Genomic DNA, 18,413 nt, shown 5'->3' on the forward strand with positions numbered 1-18,413 from the left:
CTAGAACATAAAATACTATAAGAATTACACTTTCGCGAAAGCGGAATACCTACTTACCTTAACTTTGCACTACATTTTGATCTATGCAAAAAGACCTTTTCCTTTTCACGCCTCCATTTACCCAACTGAATACACCCTATCCGGCAACGGCATATATCAAAGGCTTTCTAAATACCAAGAACATAGAATCCTATCAGATGGATTTAGGTATTGAGGTCATTTTAGAATTGTTTTCATCTGCAGGAATGACAAAGCTTTTTGAAGTTGCACTGGATAAAAACAGTATTTTAAGTGATAACAGTCAGCGTATCTATGCACTAAAAGATCATTACATACGGCCTCTGGACAACATCATCGCTTTTCTTCAAGGTCATAACGATACGTTTGCTAGACAAATTTGCACAGATAATTTTCTTCCACAAGCCTCTAGATTTGATCAAATAGACGACTTGGAATGGGCTTTTGGAAACATGGGAATGCAAGATAAAGCAAAGCACCTCGCTACCTTATACTTGGAAGACCTGTCTGATTTTATAGTGGATTGTGTAGATGATCATTTCGGTTTTAGTCGTTATGCAGAGCGATTGGGAATGAGTGCCAATAGTTTTGACGAGCTTTATGAAGAGTTGCAACAGCCATTATCCTACATAGATGTGATCACACTATCTATTTTAGAAAAGAAACTTCAGGAAATCCAACCAAAATTGGTCGTAATGTCCATCCCTTTTCCGGGTAATTTATACAGTGGATTGAGGTCCTGCCAGTTGATCAAAAAGCACTTTCCAAAAATAAAAATTGCAATGGGCGGCGGTTTTCCTAATACAGAATTGCGTTCCTTAAAAGATGCTCGAGTATTGGAGTTGGTAGATTTTATTTGCTTAGACGACGGGGAATTACCGCTGGAATTAGTTGCCGATTACGTATTGCATCATCCTTCAAAACCCATTCAAGACCTTGAATTAAAAAGGACTTTTATACTGGAAAATGAACAGGTCACTTATAAAAACAACTCTAAAAAAGCCGATTATAAACAGCTGCAAGTAGGTACGCCAGATTATTCAGACTTGCTTTTAGATCAGTATATTTCGGTGATAGAAATTGCCAATCCTATGCACAGCCTTTGGAGCGATGGAAGGTGGAACAAACTAACCATGGCACATGGATGTTATTGGGGTAAATGTACTTTTTGTGATATTTCTCTTGATTACATCAGTCTTTACGAACCTGTTGCTGCAACTATGCTTGTGGATCGCATGGAACAGTTGATCGCGCAAACGGGAGAACAAGGTTTTCATTTTGTAGATGAAGCAGCACCACCTGCTTTGATGAGAGCTGTCGCCTTAGAAATCCTAAAACGAAATTTAACCGTCACTTGGTGGACCAACATAAGATTTGAAAAGAACTTCACTCAGGACTTGTGCCATTTATTAAAAGCTTCTGGCTGCATTGCGGTTTCAGGTGGGCTAGAAGTAGCATCAGATCGCTTACTAAAATTGATCGATAAAGGAGTAACTGTAGAACAAGTGGCACAAGTGACTAGAAATTTTACCGCTGCTGGCATCATGGTCCACTCCTATTTGATGTATGGCTATCCTACACAAACCATTCAAGAAACTGTGGACAGCTTAGAAATGACCAGGCAATTGTTTGAATTAGGAGTGATACAAAGTGGTTTTTGGCATCAGTTTGCTCTTACGGCGCATAGCCCGGTGGGAATGAACACAAAGGATTATGGCATCACGCCTCATTTAAAAGAAATTAGTTTTGCTAATAACGATGTTCAATTTACTGATGCTACAGGAATTGACCACAGTATTTTTAGTGATGGATTGAAGAAGTCATTATTTAATTTTATGCACGGTATCGGCTTTGATATGTCCTTACAGGAATGGTTTGATTTTGAGATTCCACAAACAACTATTGCTGCTTACTATATAGAAAATTGTTTAAACAAGGATTCTTTTAGATCTATTACCTCCAATTCTAAAGTCATTTACTTAGGTAATTTACCATTGATAGGTAAGTTTTCAAAGACTAAAAAAGGGGTAGAAATCCCTTATTTGGAACTGCTATTTCATGAGAAAACAAGTTCCTTTAAAATAAAACTTCCCGAAGATCAAGGAAACTGGTTGTTAGATCAATTAGAATTATGGCAGCCTGGTCATCAACTCACTACCTTTTCTCAAATTAAAACTTCATACGAATCTCAATTTGACACATTCGAAGCTTTTTGGTACGCTGGGGAAATGGAGGTGTTACGAGAAAACGGCTTGTTAGTTTTATAATGCGCTCGATATGACAGGTACTTGAACTTCTCCCATGGTAATGCTCTTAAAACCTTTAGAAAAACTCATTGCCTGCCTCATAGGTTTTAAATACCATAGCATCGTTTATGCATCGCATTGCACTTCTATGCAGAAATTGAGTATTTATAAATCACCCCTTAGTGAAAAGCTGCTAATTCTATTTTGTCCTGCTAGGAGACCTTCCTTGTGACTGATCATTTTTACCGTATAAAACCCTTGGTCTGATAGTTTTTTCCAAGAATCCCCTTGTGTTCCACTCCACCAAATCCCTTGAGGTCCTACGGCCAGAAGTTCCTTTCCCTTTGTTTCAGGAATAAATACGATATCGCTGCAATAACCTGGACCATTATCAACATTCAGCAACTTCCAAGTGTTACCCCCATCATAAGAAATTGCTTTGTTAGCTAAGTTATCATTCTTATTGTTCCAATCTCCACCAATCACTACACCAAGCTTGTCATCATAAAAGTCAACTGCATAAATACCTGTCATTTCTCCACCTGAACTAATAGGGGTAGAATAGGATTCCCAAGTGATGCCTCTATCTTTACTGTGTAGCACTCTGGCAGCGGCTCCCCCTGTAACAATCCAAACATGATCTTTATACAAACTAATGTTGGAATTACTAGCGGCAAATCCTGCTTCCCCAATTATAAATTTTGGCAGATCCTCACAGAGAGACGAGTTCCAAGTAGCACCTCCGTCAATAGTTTTGATGATAGACAGACAATCTTTTGAAGGATCGCCAAAGGCAATTCCTTCCTGATCATCCCAAAATTTCATACTATCATAAAAGACCTTTTCCCCGAGCTCGCTATAAACCAATTTCACCTTATTAGTGGCATTTGTGATTTTATAAACTAGTGCCGGGCTACCTGCACTTAACAAGTAGGTGTAATGCTCAGTTACTGCTAAAGATCTAAATTCCATGGTGAGAGCTTCTCCAGGGGGCAGTTGTAACTTTAAAACCTCACCACTTTCAGCATTTATTTTTCCATATTTACCCTTGCTTCCCGAATACCAGTAAGCGCCATTTCCATAATCCAACGCCCGTATACTTATTGAATCCGACATGATTTCATTAATTTCAATAGTAAGATTTGATCTAGCAGACGGAGTATCCAGCTGGTTTACCATCGTTGGTGAGTTGGTTTTACAAGCTGTTAGCGTTAAGGCTAAAGCAACATATAGCGCATTTTTCATAGAAGTAAAAATAAGTTAGAAAAAATAATTAGTAAGTGAAAATTTTCGCTTTCGCGAAAGCGAAACATTTATCAGAAATCTGGTAAAAAAAATATATCGTCTCGCTTAACTTCCTGAGGAATAGCCGTACTTTTGCAAAATGAGATTTCACCATAATTTAGTGGAAGCAACTGTAGATGCTTTACACCTTATATTTAATGACGGTAAGTATGCCGATCAAGCGATTCAAAAGATTTTAAAACGCGATACACGTTGGGGCTCTAGAGATAGAGGTTTTATTGCAGAAGTAACCTATGACATTGTCCGGTACAAAAGGTTATACGCTTCTATTGCTAAGGCCAGTGAGCCTTTTAATAAAGAAGCTTTATGGAGACTGACCAGTGTATGGATCGTCTTAAAAGGACATGACCTTCCTGCATGGGAAGAATATTTTAATACTCCAGTAAGACGCATCAGAGGCGGACTTGACGAGGTAAGAACCAATCGCAAGATGCGGGAATCCATTCCTGACTGGATGGATGACATGGGTATTGCAGAACTAGGTAATATTTGGGAACAAGAAATTACTGCTTTAAATGAACAAGCATTTGTCGTTTTAAGAGCTAATAGATTAAAGACTGATGTAGCGTCTTTAAAGGAAAAACTAGTTGCACAGGAAATAGCAACCACCACAGACGAACGTTTTCCGGACGCGCTCATTCTCACTGAACGTGCCAACGTTTTTAAAACACAATTATTTACCGACGGATTGTTTGAAGTACAAGATGCAGGATCACAGCTCATAGCAGCTTATTTAAACCCTAAACCAGGAGAGCGTATTATGGATGCTTGTGCAGGCGCAGGAGGTAAAGCGTTGCACTTAGCTGCATTGATGGAAAATAAAGGACAAATTATCGCAACAGATATTTATCAAAGTAAACTCAACGAACTAAAAAGACGCACACGTCGTGCCGGAGCTCATAATATAGAAACACGATTATTAGAGTCTACTAAAACCATCAAGAAACTAGATGGTAAAGTAGACGGTTTACTTATAGATGCCCCTTGTAGCGGTTTAGGTGTTTTAAGGAGGAACCCCGATGCCAAATGGAAACTACAACCAGAATTTATTGAAAAAATTAAAGAAACCCAGCAAGAAATTTTACAGTCTTATAGCCGTGTAGTAAAATCTGGAGGTAGAATGGTCTACGCCACTTGTTCTATTTTCCCTTCAGAGAATGAAATGCAAGTCGACAAGTTCTTAAATTCTGAGGCTGGTGCAAATTTTGAATTGGAACACTCCCAAACCTTATATGCCCATAGGGATGGTTTTGACGGTTTTTTTATGGCAAAGATGAATAAAAAATAAAAAACGAATAAACAGAGACTCACATGATCTCTTTACTTCCAGATTTAGTGCTTTATCCTGTTACATTGAATGAGCAAAAAAAATTGTTTAATTTGATGATGAACATTTACAGACCTGTATACCAGCATCTTTGGTGGGATGATGGAAGTAACTATGTAGAATCACAATTTAATGAAGCACAGTTGCAGTTGGAATTATCTAATCCTAATGCTTCCTATTACTTTGTTCATTTTAAAGAGGAGCCTATTGGAATCCTTAGATTTATATGCGATAGTGAAATCAATAACATTAAAGAAAGAAACACTACTCAACTACACCGCATTTATTTAGATCCACTTGTTCATGGTCAAGGAATAGGTAGGGCATTAATGTGCTGGTTGATCGCATTTTCTATTACCCAAAATCAACAATCCATCAGGTTGGAATGTATGGATACCCAACTGGCTGCATTCCACTTTTACAAACAATTTGGTTTTAAAATTGTAGAAGCATTCCAGCTTGACTCTCCAACAATGCGCTCTGAAATGCGTGGAATGTTGCGCATGGAATTGAACTTAAATAATAGTTCATGTATCCAACCACCAATAGCAACGATCGAACGATATAACCTTTAGGCTTTCTTTTATAAAAAATTAGATACCTCCTATGGAAATTTTAGCTGCATCCAAAAACTTGATATTTAGATGCAAATTTGATGTATAACTCCAGTTCTTATTCTCTTTTTATTTGTTATTTCAAAATAGATCCTTTTGGTGGCTATGTTGTTCAGTCTCTTTTTTTATTCTAATTGTAAATAAGTACGTTAATAATTCCGCTTTCGCGAAAGCGGAACAACTACAATTATCATCCTAAAAAAGTATCTTTGTGACCGCCCACAAAAGCGCTTATAAATGATCCATTTCTACGGTAATCCATCCCAATCAGTTTACGCAGTGCACACCCAAGCACCGATCTCTACAGAAGATGATCATAAATTACAATGGCTTTTTGCCGATGCCCCAAAACTAGAAGCCGATTCTTTATCTGGCTTTTTTACTGGACCTCGAGCTACGACCATTACGCCATGGTCTACTAATGCAGTAGAAATCACACAAAACATGGAAATCAAAGGAATTCTGCGTATAGAGGAATTTCATGCGTGTACAGCAGACGCTGACTTTGATAAAATGTTGTTGCAAAAATTTGATGGATTAGATCAATCCCAATTTGATGTGCGGGTGCAGCCAGAAAGCGTTCTAGAAATAGATGATATCCCTGCGTATAATATGCAAGAAGGGCTATCCTTGAGCGATGACGAGATTGATTACCTCATAGCTCTTTCAGAAAAATTAGATCGAAAATTAACCGATAGTGAAGTTTTTGGATTCTCACAAGTGAATTCAGAGCACTGCCGCCACAAGATTTTTAATGGAACCTTCATCATCGATGGAGAAGAAATGCCTACATCACTTTTCAAACTCATTAAAGAAACTTCTAAGCGCTGGCCTAACGGTATTGTAAGTGCTTATTCTGATAACGTAGCTTTTGTAGAAGGCCCACAAGCAGAGCAATTTGCTCCCAAAACGGCTCATCAACCAGACGTTTATCAAACCAGTCTTTTTGATTCGGTGATCTCTTTAAAAGCAGAGACTCACAACTTCCCTACAACTGTAGAGCCATTTAATGGTGCTGCCACAGGATCTGGTGGAGAAATAAGAGACCGTCTCGCTGGTGGCCAAGGATCGTTACCGCTTGCAGGAACCGCTGTTTATATGACCAGTTATTCCAGACTCAATGAAGAACGACCATGGGAAAAAGGTTTTGAAGCACGCAAATGGTTGTATCAAACACCTATGGATATTTTGATCAAAGCCTCTAATGGTGCAAGCGATTTTGGAAACAAATTTGGCCAACCCTTAATAACAGGATCTGTCTTGACTTTTGAGCATCAAGAAGGGGATCAGAATTTAGGTTTTGATAAGGTCATTATGCAAGCTGGTGGTATAGGCTATGGTAAAAAAGATCAAGCTTTAAAGAAAACTCCTGCCACAGGTGACGATATCATCGTTATGGGTGGAGATAATTATAGAATTGGAATGGGTGGTGCTGCGGTAAGCAGCTCAGATACCGGAGCCCTAAATTCTGGACTGGAATTAAATGCCGTCCAACGTTCTAATCCAGAAATGCAAAAACGTGCTGCCAATGCCATACGTGGACTGGTAGAAAGTGATCACAATCCTATTAAATCCATTCACGATCACGGTGCCGGTGGACACCTCAATTGTTTATCAGAACTCGTAGAAGAAACAGGTGGTATTATAGATGTTGAAAAACTTCCTATAGGTGATCCTACCCTATCTCGTAAAGAGCTGATAGGTAACGAGTCTCAAGAACGTATGGGACTAGTGATGGATGCAAAAGACACTCCTATTCTAGAAGAAATTGCTGCTCGTGAGCGCGCACCTTTATACAAGGTTGGAAAAGTTACTGGAGATAACAGATTTACTTTTAGCGAGAAGGATGGTCGCAGCCCTATGGATCTGGCACTAGAAGATATGTTCGGTTCCAGCCCTAAAACTATTATGGATGATACCACCATCAACCGCACCTATGCTCCTATTTCTTATGATGGAAAAGATTTTAAACTATACCTCTACCAGGTATTGCAACTAGAGGCTGTCGCTTGTAAAGACTGGTTGACTAACAAAGTAGACCGTTGTGTAACGGGACGTGTGGCAAAGCAACAAACTTGTGGAGAGCTGCAATTACCCTTAAATAATGTGGGGGTGATGGCACTAGATTACAACGGTAAAAACGGTGTAGCAACTACCATAGGTCATGCTCCTGTTGCTGCCTTAATTGACCCAGCAGCTGGGTCTCGCAACGCGATTGCAGAGTCGCTAACCAACCTTGTTTTTGCACCTTTAGAAAAAGGCTTGTCAGGTGTGAGCTTAAGTGCTAACTGGATGTGGCCTTGTAATAACCCTGGAGAAGATGCTCGTTTATACAGCGCTGTAAAAGCCGTAAGCGATTTTGCTATTGAACTGGGAATTAACATTCCGACGGGTAAAGACAGTCTTTCTATGAAGCAAAAATATCCAGATATGGATGTACTTGCACCAGGCACGGTCATCATTAGTACCGTAGGGAATTGTGATGACATTACCAATGTGATTGAACCGGTTTTACAGCCTCAATACGAGGCTCCTATTTACTACATCAATATGAGTGGTGATGACCACAAATTAGGCGGTTCTAGCTTTGGGCAAACACAAAATAAAATAGGTGATGAATGTCCTACGATTATAGATAGTTCCGCTTTCGCGAAAGCGTTCAACACCATCCAATCACTTATCAAACAAGGTAATATACTGGCAGGACACGACGTTGCTAGTGGTGGTTTGATCACTACGTTATTAGAAATGTGTTTCCCTTCTCAAAACATAGGAATGGAATTGGATTTCAGCCAAGTAGGTCACGATATGGTCAAGGTGCTTTTTGCTGAAAATGCAGGTATCGTACTCCAAGCAACCGACGACGGCGTCGAAGCCGAACTTGCTAAAACGGGCGTACCGTTCTTCAAAATAGGAACCGCTATAGACGAGGCCGTGCTGGACATCAACGAATTCATTATAGACGTTGACGATATGAGAGATGTGTGGTATGAAACCTCCCATTTACTAGATCAAAAACAATCCTTTAACGGCACAGCAGACGAGCGTGCATTGAACTATGTGAATCAACCATTAGAATTCAAGTTTCCAGCACATTTTACTGGAAAACTACCTGTATTACCTCAAAAACGTATAAAAGCAGCTGTTATACGTGAGAAAGGAAGTAATTCTGAACGAGAAATGGCACGTGCTATGTACCTGGCTGGTTTTGAAGTGATCGACGTACACATGACCGACTTGATTGCAGGTCGTGAAACTTTAGAAGACGTACAATTTATAGCTGCAGTAGGTGGTTTTTCCAACTCTGATGTATTGGGAAGTGCCAAAGGTTGGGCAGGGGCCTTTTTATACAATGAAAAAGCAACTAAAGCGTTAAAAAACTTTTTTGCCAGACCAGATACTATGAGTATAGGAGTTTGTAATGGTTGCCAACTTTTTGTAGAACTTGGCTTAATTAACCCTAATCACGATGAAAAGCCTAAAATGTTGCACAACAATTCTGGGAAGTTTGAATGTAATTTCACCAGTGTAGAAATATCCGAAAACAATTCCATCATGCTAAAATCGCTAGAAGGAAGTAAACTGGGAATATGGGCGGCACACGGAGAAGGAAAATTCCATTTCCCAAAAGACCGCAAGGCTTACCATATACCAGCAACTTATGGGTACGACAGCTACCCTTCCAATCCTAACGGCTCAGACTTTAATGCAGCCATGTTGAACTCAGACGATGGTCGTCACCTAGTGATGATGCCACATTTAGAACGTTCTACCTTCTCATGGAATTGGGCGCACTATCCTGCTGATCGCAAGAATGATGAAGTCACTCCATGGATAGAAGCTTTTGTGAATGCAAGAGCTTGGTTGGAAAAGAAAAGTTGATAAGGTGAGAACATTCATACAACCGACAACCATATTATTGCCGACCGATGACGAACCTTTCACCGTGCGGACGGTCTTCCGTCCACATAATCCTTCTGGAAATTGTACAAAAAGAGACTTGAAAACTTTAGCATATAAAACTGATAATTCCCCAAAAATTAGAACAGTAAGTTAAGTTCAAAAAACATTTATCTTTGTATTATTAACTAAATACTCTCTTAGGAAAAGTCCACATTAGTTTGAAGACATAAACTATGTATCCATTTTTAAAAATTATTAATAATAAAATGTTGTATTTCAAAAGAATATTCGAAAAAGCACTAATTAAAACACGCTAAAAAATAATGATATGAAAAAACTTTTTTTGTTTTTTGTATTAACCATCTCCTTCGTATCCTTTGCACAATCTGTGGGCATCAACACCACGTCGCCCGATGCTTCTGCTGCTATAGACATTACCAGTACTACGCAAGGTTTTTTACCACCGCGCATGACAAAAATCGATCGGAATGCTATTGCAGCTCCCGCAACCGGTTTGGTGGTGTGGTGTACCAATTGCGGTGTGGCAGGAGAATTGCAATTTTTCAACGGCACGGCTTGGACAAAATCGGGCGTGTTGCCCGGCACGGCACAAGGGCAGCTGCAGTATTGGAACGGCACCGATTGGGTGGTGATTCCTCCCGGAACCGAAGGGCAAACGCTTACGTACGTCAATGGAATACCCACCTGGAGCATAAACTAACACAAATGCATATATTGTACAAACGCACCAACTTTAACTCATGAAAAAAATATACCTAATCGTTTTACTATTCAGTGCCTTTTATTCCAGTGCACAAGTAGGAATAGGCACCACAACACCCGATGGTTCTGCAGCTTTAGACATTTCAAGCACCACGAAAGGGCTTTTACCACCAAGAATGTCCACCACAAAGCGAGATAATATTAATGCTAGCGCTGCTGGATTGGTAATTTACAACACCACCACCAACACGCTGGAATATAAAACGGCTTAAGGATGGGTATCTTATAAAGACATGCCTGATGGAACTGCTGTTGGAGCAATGAACTATTGGGATGGCACCAATTGGGTAAGCATTAGCCCTGGTGCCAACGGCGAGGTATTAAAGTTTGTTAATAACGCACCAGCATGGGGAATGGTTGAGGCAACTGTTCCCGATGCGCCAACTATTGTGTCAGCGGTTGCAGGTAATGGTCAGGCTACAATTACATTTAACGCACCTGCATTTAACGGATATTCAACTATCACATCCTACACAGCTACTTCTTCACCAAATAATATTTCAGATTCTGTATCACAATCGGGCGATGGTACAATAACGGTATCTGGTTTAACTAATGGAACATCCTATACCTTTACAATTACTGCTACTAATGCACTTGGCACAAGTGTTGTTAGCAATGTGTCTCAAGCAGTGATTCCCGACACTGTTCCCGATGCGCCAACTATTGTGTCAGCGGTTGCAGGTAATGGTCAGGCTACAATTACATTTAACGCACCTGCATTTAACGGATCTTCAACTATCACATCCTACACAGCTACTTCTTCACCAGATAATATTTCAGATTCTGTATCACAATCGGGCGATGGTACAATAACGGTATCTGGTTTAACTAATGGAACATCCTATACCTTTACAATTACTGCTACTAATGCATTTGGTACAAGTGTTGTTAGTAATGTGTCTCAAGCGGTGATTCCTGGAAATATTTATGATAATTTAGCTACAACAGCTTTCGGAATCGATTATGGGAATAAATCAAAAATTGGTCAACAATTTCTTGCAACGGGTGGAGGCCAATTAGTACAAGTAGAGGTTAATTTATTTAGAACTAATTCACAATCAGGAACTTTTACTGTAGAGCTTTGGAGTAATATTGCAAATTCTACGCATCCTCTAGCCAAACTAGCAACATTAAATTCTTCTGACTGGAGTAATATGCCATTAAATTCAATTACTCCTTATTCCATAACTTCTTTTACTCAAAATTATACCCTTATCGCTGGAACTTATTATTGGTTAGTGGTTAGTCAACCTGCAAATGGACCTGCAGCAAAACGATGGGCTATAAATGGTTCAGGATTAGGACAAACTGCAGAATATAATAATAATAACAGCACTTGGACAAATCTTGGTTCTTCGCAAAATTTTGGTGCACGTATTAAAATTAATTAAAATATATTAGGCATTCAAAAAAATACTTAATCAATATGATAAAGTATTAAAAAACTGCATTGAAACTAGTTTGCGTAAACGAACACCAAAGATTAAAAGGGCGATACTATATGCTGCACCTAAAAAATTATATCTAAATATATGAAAAATAGTGCAATTTTATTATTACTTACACTATCAATAGTTTCCTATGCCCAAGTAGGAATAGGCACCATGTCGCCCGATGCTTCTGCGGTTGTAGACTGATCAATCCCCCAAAATTAGGACAGTAAGTTAAGTTCAAAAAAGAACATTAAATTTACTGATATGACACGATGAAAATTTACTTCAAAATTTAAGACGAAAGTCGTTTTAGAAGCTCTTAAAGAGCAATAAACTACTAAGGAAATTCCAAAACGTTTTGAGATGAGCGTACAGCAGGTAAATCTATGGAAACGGGAGTTTTTACAAGATGCCTGTACTGTATTTAACAAGGATAAAACTTCTAAGAAGAGTGATAAAGAGCTTAAAGAACAACATCTGTTAAAGGTTATTGGATAGCAAAAAGTGGAACTCGATTTTTTAAAGAACGTCTTGCGGTAAGACCACTACCAACAAAGAGAAAAATGATAAGCAAGAATCATTCTAAACTACGAATAGCCAAACAATGTGGTCTTCTAGGTATCCATAAGTCTGGATTATACTACAAACCAAAACAAGAAAGTCCGCTTAATTTGGAATTAATGAAGCTGATGGACGAACAATATAATTACCATCCCTTTAAAGGAGCTACAAGAATGCACACACTTGGCTTACTCTGGATAAGGTTTTGATATTAATCATAAACGAGTAGAACGACTCTATTATAATGTTATGGGACTTAGAACTATAATGCCAGGTAGGCATACCACTAAAAGGAACAAGGCTCATAAGACCTATCCTTATTTGTTGCGTCATCTAAAAGTTACAAGACCCAATCAAGTGTGGGCAACAGACATCACCTATATACCAATGCAGAAAGGGTTCATGGAACAGTTTTTCGCCGATTGATTGTTGCTAACGCATTTCGTTTGTCGGGTAGTTCGCTTTCGCGAAAGCGAATTGTTGAACAAGCAGCATTTACAAACCATAATCTATGTGCATAAAAAGGCCACCGTGCATAATGGTGGCTTTTTACAATAAAATTAAAACGTATTATTTAGGGTCAAGTATCAAATTAACTCGCGCTATTAAATCATCATAATGATAGCGATTTATAGTATTGCTGGAGCTATTCCTTTTTGCTCTTAACGTATTTTGAAGGGTGTTCAATTCACCGCGAACTAATGCTCGCACGTCACTTTGTGCAATGTTATATCCTGCACGCGTACTGTTTTGCGTCATTAAATATTCCAATCTATCTACGTAAGCACGTTGCAAGTTTCTTTTATAAATATCGATGCCGGCGCTATCAAAAAGGCCTTTACGCGTATCTTGTAATAAGTCTAATGCCGTATAATAATCGGTTGCTACGGTTTCAGCATTAATGAGCCTGCCAAGTGTATCAAAATCTAATAAACTGTTCAAATGTCTCACTTGAACGTTGCGCATTTTTTCAAAATAACCGTCTGAATCTATGTTTTGAACAATGTTCTTGTCAACCAACCAGGTAGGTGTGTCAAACACGTTTTCCTTAATCCACTTCACAGATTTTTGTTGGGTTGCTTTTGGAACATTGGAATAAACAGTTCCCTCTTGAGCTGGTTTCTTCAGGTCCTCATGGACCCCTCCTACATTAGTTACAACATGACCAACATACCTAGAATACACCCCTAGCAGCTCTCCATATAACTCCTCTAGATCATCGTAATTGTTTGTTTGATCTGAGGTCCAATGAGGTAATTGTTTAATGACATATTTTAGATTCTTAATTCCATATGTGCTTGCTTTCACGGGGTCATCCCCTATTGCTTCTGTCTGTGATTGAGGATCAAATCTACTGCTCTGACGACCAAATTTGTACTTTGGATCACCTGCCTTTTCCATGATCCAGTCGTTCAAGGTCTTTATTTCTTGTTCTGGTGAAGTGGCGTTTGGGATCACCCGATAGCCCCAGTTGGCAGCATAGTGATCATAAGGCCCCATCTGGCGTACAAATCGTATGTTATCATCACCAGGTTGTGCAATATAGTTGTACCTGGCGTAATCCATAAGACTTGCAGCAATACCATTTTTTTGAGTAAAAGCTCCGTCTCTATAATCTTCGACCCGATAGGCATAACTAGCGGCCATATTATGTGGAAAACCTAAAGCATGACCTACTTCATGTGCAATTACTTGACGCATCATTTCTCCTATTTCTTCAGGCTTGGTGTTTAAGGTTCGAGCACTTGGATTTGCCGCTCCAGTTTCTAATAAATACCTATTCCTATACGACCTCAAATGATTGTGGTACCAAATAATGTCACTTTCTATAATTTCTCCACTACGCGGATCGCTCACTGAAGGCCCGACGGCATTACGGGTAGTGCTGGCTACATAACGTACTACGGAGTAACGAATGTCTTCGGGACTAAATTCTGGATCCTCTTCTTTTGTGGGCGCTTCTCTTGCAATAATGGCATTTTTAAACCCTGCTGTCTCAAATGGCTTTTGCCAGTCCTCAATACCTTGTTTAATATACTCCTTAAGGTTTTCTGGAGTTCCTGCATCTAAGTAATAGATGATAGGCTTCACTGGCTCTACCAATTCACCTCTTGCATAAGCCTCTGGATCTTTTGGCTCCAATCTCCACCGACGTATATAGGTTTTTTTATCTGCCTTTAGAGCTGTGCTGGAATAATCGATTTGATCTACGGTGAAAAAGCCAACTCGAGGATCGTTTAGTCTAGGCTGCATTGGTTCTTTAGGAAGAAGTATCATGGATTGGTTCATCTGCAAACTTATTGACCCCACAGAACCGTTAGAAGGTGGCTCGGCAGCGGTATAAGTAACATCTTGTATGACCTCAATATTTTCTGGAAATGATTTTATCGAATTGATAAAACTTCTGTCTTTATCTAAGCTACGTACTTTATAGGCGCTTCTCAATCTAGGGCTCAAACCACTTATAGAAGGAACATCTGTACTGAAGAATTGAGTTACGTCAATAACTGTTGACGTAGAATCTGCGTCAAAAGCTAGGATATCAAAAGCATATAGAACAGGCTCGTAATTATTAACTTTTACAGAATTATTAATCGCTGCAGTCTCATCTAGAGCTACTTCAGCATAAGACTTGACTTTTAATAAAATTTTATCTTGGAAACGCTCCCATGAAACTACTTGTTCATTAGTTTTACTTCCTGCGTTCATGTAACCACCTCCTAAATTAGAGGGGATTTGAGCGATGCGACTTACCCATAACAGCTCCCTTTTTAAGAGATCGTTAGGTATCTCATAAAAAAAATCAGCTCCTACTTGATGGGTTTTAAAAAGACCCTCATCGGTAAGAGCTTCGCTTGTAATAATTTTATCGTAAGATTTGAATTTTGAATTTTTCTTACTGTTTTTTGATGCTGTTTCGGTAGTAGCATCTGCAACTACTTTTTGAGTTGATTTACAACCACTCACCCCTAAGGTCATCGCCAAGACGAGGCTGGTAAACATTATTTTTTTCATCTGTAAAGGGATCATTAAAATTGTGGAACAAAATAAGGTTTAATTCCCATCTTTAATTTCAGTTTTAAAAAGCTTAACAAAACTCTAAGAATTAAAGATGCTTCAATAAGAAGTGTTGGTAACCTATTTGAATGGCGCATTTTAAAATTGATGCTGTTTTTTAGGAACCGAATAAAAACCAATAGTTTTCTTATACTGTTGGAAACTATAAAAAGGTACTCCTAACTAATGAATATTTATTCAGGAAATGTGAGAGGTATTAAAGAGAGGAAAAAACGAGTTATCGAAAAAGCGGTGATCAGCATACAGCAATTATTATGGTCCCGGTTGTGATGTATCCTCTGCAAATCACGTAGTTTCCTTTCTAAAATACTGTTTTACAGTGGTGTAATTTTATTTGGGTATCAATTACCAATACATCAAGTTTTTATATAAAGTTGTAATGGTTACGCTTTCGCGAAAGCACACCAAAAATACCCCTTTAGAAAACTTAAAATAATTGCTCATATCCATAAAGTAGCTTAACTTTACTATTATGACTGATGTCGAGATTAAAGAAGAAAATAAAAAGATAGCTAGAGGGTATAAAGACCTGTTAAAAATTAGCTATCAAATGCTTAACGATGAAGATAAAAAGCTAATTAGAAAGGCTTTTGACATCGCAGTAGAGGCACATGCTCCGCAACGCCGTAAGTCTGGGGAAGCCTATATTTTCCACCCTATAGCAGTAGCAAAAATAGTTGCTAAACAAATAGGGTTAGATGCCACAGCTATAGCTGCAGCATTGTTACACGACGTTGTAGAGGATACCAAGTACACCCTTTCAGACATTGAGCGACTATTTGGAGAAACCATTGCGCGTATTGTGGATGGCCTTACAAAAATTGCTCATCTCAAAAAAGATGCTGATGTCTCACAACAGGCCGAGAATTTCCGTAAAATGTTATTAACACTTAATGATGACATCCGGGTGATTATCATTAAAATAGCTGACCGTTTGCACAATATGCAAACAATGGACAGCATGCCAGACTACAAACAAGTAAAAATTGCTAGTGAAACCCTTTATATTTATGCTCCTATTGCACATCGATTAGGACTTTATAACATTAAGACAGAATTAGAAGATTTAGGTTTAAAGTATACAGAACCAGAGGTTTTTCAGGACATACAGCAATGCATTGTTGAAAGTAAAGAGGAACAGAAAGCTTATATCAAAAATTTTAGTGAGGTTATTGATGGGAGTTTAAAAAGTGAAGGCTTGGAATATCATATTTTAGGAAGACCTAAATCGGTATTTTCTATACGCCGTAAGATGCTTAAGCAAGGGGTTACATTTGACGAGGTCTATGACAAGTTTGCTGTACGCATCATTTTTAGGAGTGATCGAGCTAACGAGAAATTTTTAGCTTGGAAGATATACTCTGTAGTTACCGACCACTTTACCCCGAACCCCGTGCGACTTAGAGACTGGATAAGCTCTCCAAAATCCACTGGATATGAAGCTTTACACATTACCGTAATGGGACCCGATGGAAGATGGGTAGAAGTACAAATTCGATCAGAACGCATGCATGAAATAGCCGAAAAGGGGTATGCAGCGCATTATAAATACAAACAAGGGAGTAAAGAAGACGGTTTAGAAGAATGGTTAAATAGACTACAAGAAGCACTGGAAAACCAAGATGGAAATGCCATAGACTTTGTAGAACAATTCAAACTTAACCTCTACAGTAAAGAAATTTTTGTTTTTACACCTGCAGGAGAATTGAAATCCTTACCCAAAGGAGCAACCCCTCTAGATTTTGCTTTTTCTATTCACACTGAAGTAGGATTGCATACTCGTGGTGCACGAGTTAATGGGAAACTTGTCCCCCTATCTCACGAATTAAAAAGCGGGGATCAAGTAGATATCATTACTTCCGACAATCAAAAGCCTACTAAAAACTGGTTAGATTATGCGACCACAGCAAGAGCGCGTGCCAAAATAAAAAGTTCCTTAAAGGAAGATCAAAAAATAGTAGCCGCTGACGGAAAAGAAATTTTGTCAAGAAAGCTCAAATCTCAAAAAATACCTCTTGATGAAACCAGCGTGAATCAAATGGTCAACTTTTTTAAATTGAAAACCAGTCACGATCTCTTCTTCAGAGTTGGAAATGGAACTATAGATAACAAAGCCATTAAGGAATATGCCAACAGCCGAAGTAATGCGCTGTATTCCTTTATCAAGAGTAAAATGCGCAAGCCTAAAGAAAATCCAGATTTATACAAACAAGAAATTACTGAAAATTATGATGCATTAGTATTCGGAAAAGAAGGAACAAATCTAGATTATACCCTTGCTAAGTGCTGTAACCCAATTCCTGGAGATGCAGTTTTTGGATTTACAACGGTAAGTGAAGGCATTAAGGTTCATAAAAACAACTGCCCTAATGCGATAAGTCTTCAAAGTAAATTTGCTTATCGAATTATAATCGCTAAATGGATAGATTCTTCTCAACGAGAATACAAAGCAGAATTAAAATTAACAGGAATTGATAGAATGGGACTGGTACAAGAAATTACTGGACTTATTTCAAAGAATATGCATGTGAACATCAGGAACATCTCTTTTAATAGTAATCATGGAATATTTACAGGAGAAATTACCGTTGTGGTACCCAATAAAAACTTGCTGACTTCTCTAATTCAAAACCTTAATAAAATAAATGGTATCGATAAGGTATCCAGATTTTAAAAATATGAGTAAAATTATCAACACACTTGAAAAAGAACAAGAAACCGTAAGAAATGTATTCACTCAATTCTTGAGTGACAACAAACATCGTAAAACACCAGAACGCTATGCTATATTGGATGAAATTTATGCCAGTGAAGAGCACTTTGACGTGGAGTCCTTATACTCCAAAATGAAGGAACAAAACTACCGCGTAAGCCGCGCGACCCTTTACAATACCATAGAATTATTACTGGAGTGCAAACTGGTAAGAAGGCATCAATTTGGTCAAAATCAATCGCATTATGAGAAATCATATTTTGATAGACAACACGATCATTTGATCTTAACGGACAACCACGAGGTGATCGAATTTTGTGACCCGAGAATTGAGTCGATAAAAAAAACAATTGAAGAGGTGTTTGATGTAACAATTACCAATCATTCTTTATACTTTTACGGAGTTAAAAACACAACTGAAAAATAGCA

Annotated in this window: 12 protein-coding genes; 10 read left to right on the forward strand and 2 right to left on the reverse strand. The window is 38.5% G+C overall.

Features of this window, described 5'->3' with window-relative positions:
* The first annotated feature begins 83 nt into the window (after positions 1–83).
* Positions 84–2,285, forward strand: a complete 2,202-nt coding sequence (locus KG732_RS11080) for a radical SAM protein (protein ID WP_213523600.1) — start codon at positions 84–86, stop codon at positions 2,283–2,285.
* Between the two features lie 144 nt (positions 2,286–2,429).
* On the opposite strand, the gene KG732_RS11085 is transcribed toward KG732_RS11080, so the two are convergent.
* Positions 2,430–3,509, reverse strand: coding sequence for an exo-alpha-sialidase (locus KG732_RS11085; RefSeq protein WP_213523601.1), 1,080 nt, complete (start codon positions 3,507–3,509; stop codon positions 2,430–2,432).
* A 139-nt stretch (positions 3,510–3,648) separates the two neighbouring features.
* On the opposite strand from KG732_RS11085, the gene KG732_RS11090 reads away from it, so the two are divergent.
* The 7 genes from KG732_RS11090 (at position 3,649) to KG732_RS13125 (ending at position 12,130) form a co-directional block, all read left to right on the forward strand.
* Positions 3,649–4,857: an RsmB/NOP family class I SAM-dependent RNA methyltransferase gene (locus tag KG732_RS11090; RefSeq protein WP_213523603.1), complete on the forward strand. Its 1,209-nt coding sequence runs from the start codon at positions 3,649–3,651 to the stop codon at positions 4,855–4,857.
* Between the two features lie 23 nt (positions 4,858–4,880).
* On the forward strand, positions 4,881–5,471 hold the full coding sequence (locus KG732_RS11095; protein ID WP_213523605.1) for a GNAT family N-acetyltransferase: 591 nt from the start codon (positions 4,881–4,883) through the stop codon (positions 5,469–5,471).
* 276 nt (positions 5,472–5,747) lie between these two features.
* Entirely contained in the window at positions 5,748–9,392 is a 3,645-nt protein-coding gene (gene purL / locus KG732_RS11100; protein WP_213523607.1) for a phosphoribosylformylglycinamidine synthase, read from the forward strand.
* A gap of 349 nt (positions 9,393–9,741) precedes the next feature.
* The gene (locus KG732_RS11105) at positions 9,742–10,134 is read left to right on the forward strand and encodes a hypothetical protein (protein WP_213523609.1); all 393 of its coding nucleotides are present in this window, start codon (positions 9,742–9,744) and stop codon (positions 10,132–10,134) included.
* Positions 10,135–10,174: 40 nt separating this feature from the next.
* Entirely contained in the window at positions 10,175–10,408 is a 234-nt protein-coding gene (locus KG732_RS11110) for a hypothetical protein (RefSeq protein ID WP_213523611.1), read from the forward strand.
* Between the two features lie 21 nt (positions 10,409–10,429).
* A complete protein-coding gene (locus KG732_RS11115; RefSeq protein ID WP_213523618.1) occupies positions 10,430–11,590 on the forward strand; it encodes a fibronectin type III domain-containing protein in 1,161 nt (386 codons plus the stop codon).
* A 405-nt stretch (positions 11,591–11,995) separates the two neighbouring features.
* The gene (locus KG732_RS13125) at positions 11,996–12,130 is read left to right on the forward strand and encodes a hypothetical protein (protein ID WP_300980438.1); all 135 of its coding nucleotides are present in this window, start codon (positions 11,996–11,998) and stop codon (positions 12,128–12,130) included.
* Between the two features lie 633 nt (positions 12,131–12,763).
* On the opposite strand, the gene KG732_RS11120 is transcribed toward KG732_RS13125, so the two are convergent.
* Positions 12,764–15,208 carry a zinc-dependent metalloprotease gene (locus KG732_RS11120; protein WP_213523620.1) on the reverse strand — a complete coding sequence of 815 codons (2,445 nt, stop codon included), beginning with the start codon at positions 15,206–15,208 and terminating at the stop codon, positions 12,764–12,766.
* A gap of 535 nt (positions 15,209–15,743) precedes the next feature.
* On the opposite strand from KG732_RS11120, the gene KG732_RS11125 reads away from it, so the two are divergent.
* Positions 15,744–17,945, forward strand: coding sequence for a RelA/SpoT family protein (locus KG732_RS11125; RefSeq protein WP_213523622.1), 2,202 nt, complete (start codon positions 15,744–15,746; stop codon positions 17,943–17,945).
* A 4-nt stretch (positions 17,946–17,949) separates the two neighbouring features.
* Positions 17,950–18,411 (forward strand): Fur family transcriptional regulator, encoded by a 462-nt coding sequence (locus KG732_RS11130; RefSeq protein WP_213523624.1) that lies wholly within the window; start codon positions 17,950–17,952, stop codon positions 18,409–18,411.
* Positions 18,412–18,413: the final 2 nt, after the last annotated feature.

Origin of the sequence: Nonlabens sp., from assembly GCF_018401815.1 — a bacterium.
Lineage (GTDB): Bacteria > Bacteroidota > Bacteroidia > Flavobacteriales > Flavobacteriaceae > Nonlabens.

Coding starts and splice junctions, on each gene's coding strand:
- KG732_RS11080 (WP_213523600.1), top strand. CDS start 84: ATGCAAAAAGACCTTTTCCTTTTCACGCCTCCATTTACCCAACTGAAT.
- KG732_RS11085 (WP_213523601.1), bottom strand. CDS start 3,509: ATGAAAAATGCGCTATATGTTGCTTTAGCCTTAACGCTAACAGCTTGT.
- KG732_RS11090 (WP_213523603.1), top strand. CDS start 3,649: ATGAGATTTCACCATAATTTAGTGGAAGCAACTGTAGATGCTTTACAC.
- KG732_RS11095 (WP_213523605.1), top strand. CDS start 4,881: ATGATCTCTTTACTTCCAGATTTAGTGCTTTATCCTGTTACATTGAAT.
- purL (WP_213523607.1), top strand. CDS start 5,748: ATGATCCATTTCTACGGTAATCCATCCCAATCAGTTTACGCAGTGCAC.
- KG732_RS11105 (WP_213523609.1), top strand. CDS start 9,742: ATGAAAAAACTTTTTTTGTTTTTTGTATTAACCATCTCCTTCGTATCC.
- KG732_RS11110 (WP_213523611.1), top strand. CDS start 10,175: ATGAAAAAAATATACCTAATCGTTTTACTATTCAGTGCCTTTTATTCC.
- KG732_RS11115 (WP_213523618.1), top strand. CDS start 10,430: ATGCCTGATGGAACTGCTGTTGGAGCAATGAACTATTGGGATGGCACC.
- KG732_RS13125 (WP_300980438.1), top strand. CDS start 11,996: ATGAGCGTACAGCAGGTAAATCTATGGAAACGGGAGTTTTTACAAGAT.
- KG732_RS11120 (WP_213523620.1), bottom strand. CDS start 15,208: ATGAAAAAAATAATGTTTACCAGCCTCGTCTTGGCGATGACCTTAGGG.
- KG732_RS11125 (WP_213523622.1), top strand. CDS start 15,744: ATGACTGATGTCGAGATTAAAGAAGAAAATAAAAAGATAGCTAGAGGG.
- KG732_RS11130 (WP_213523624.1), top strand. CDS start 17,950: ATGAGTAAAATTATCAACACACTTGAAAAAGAACAAGAAACCGTAAGA.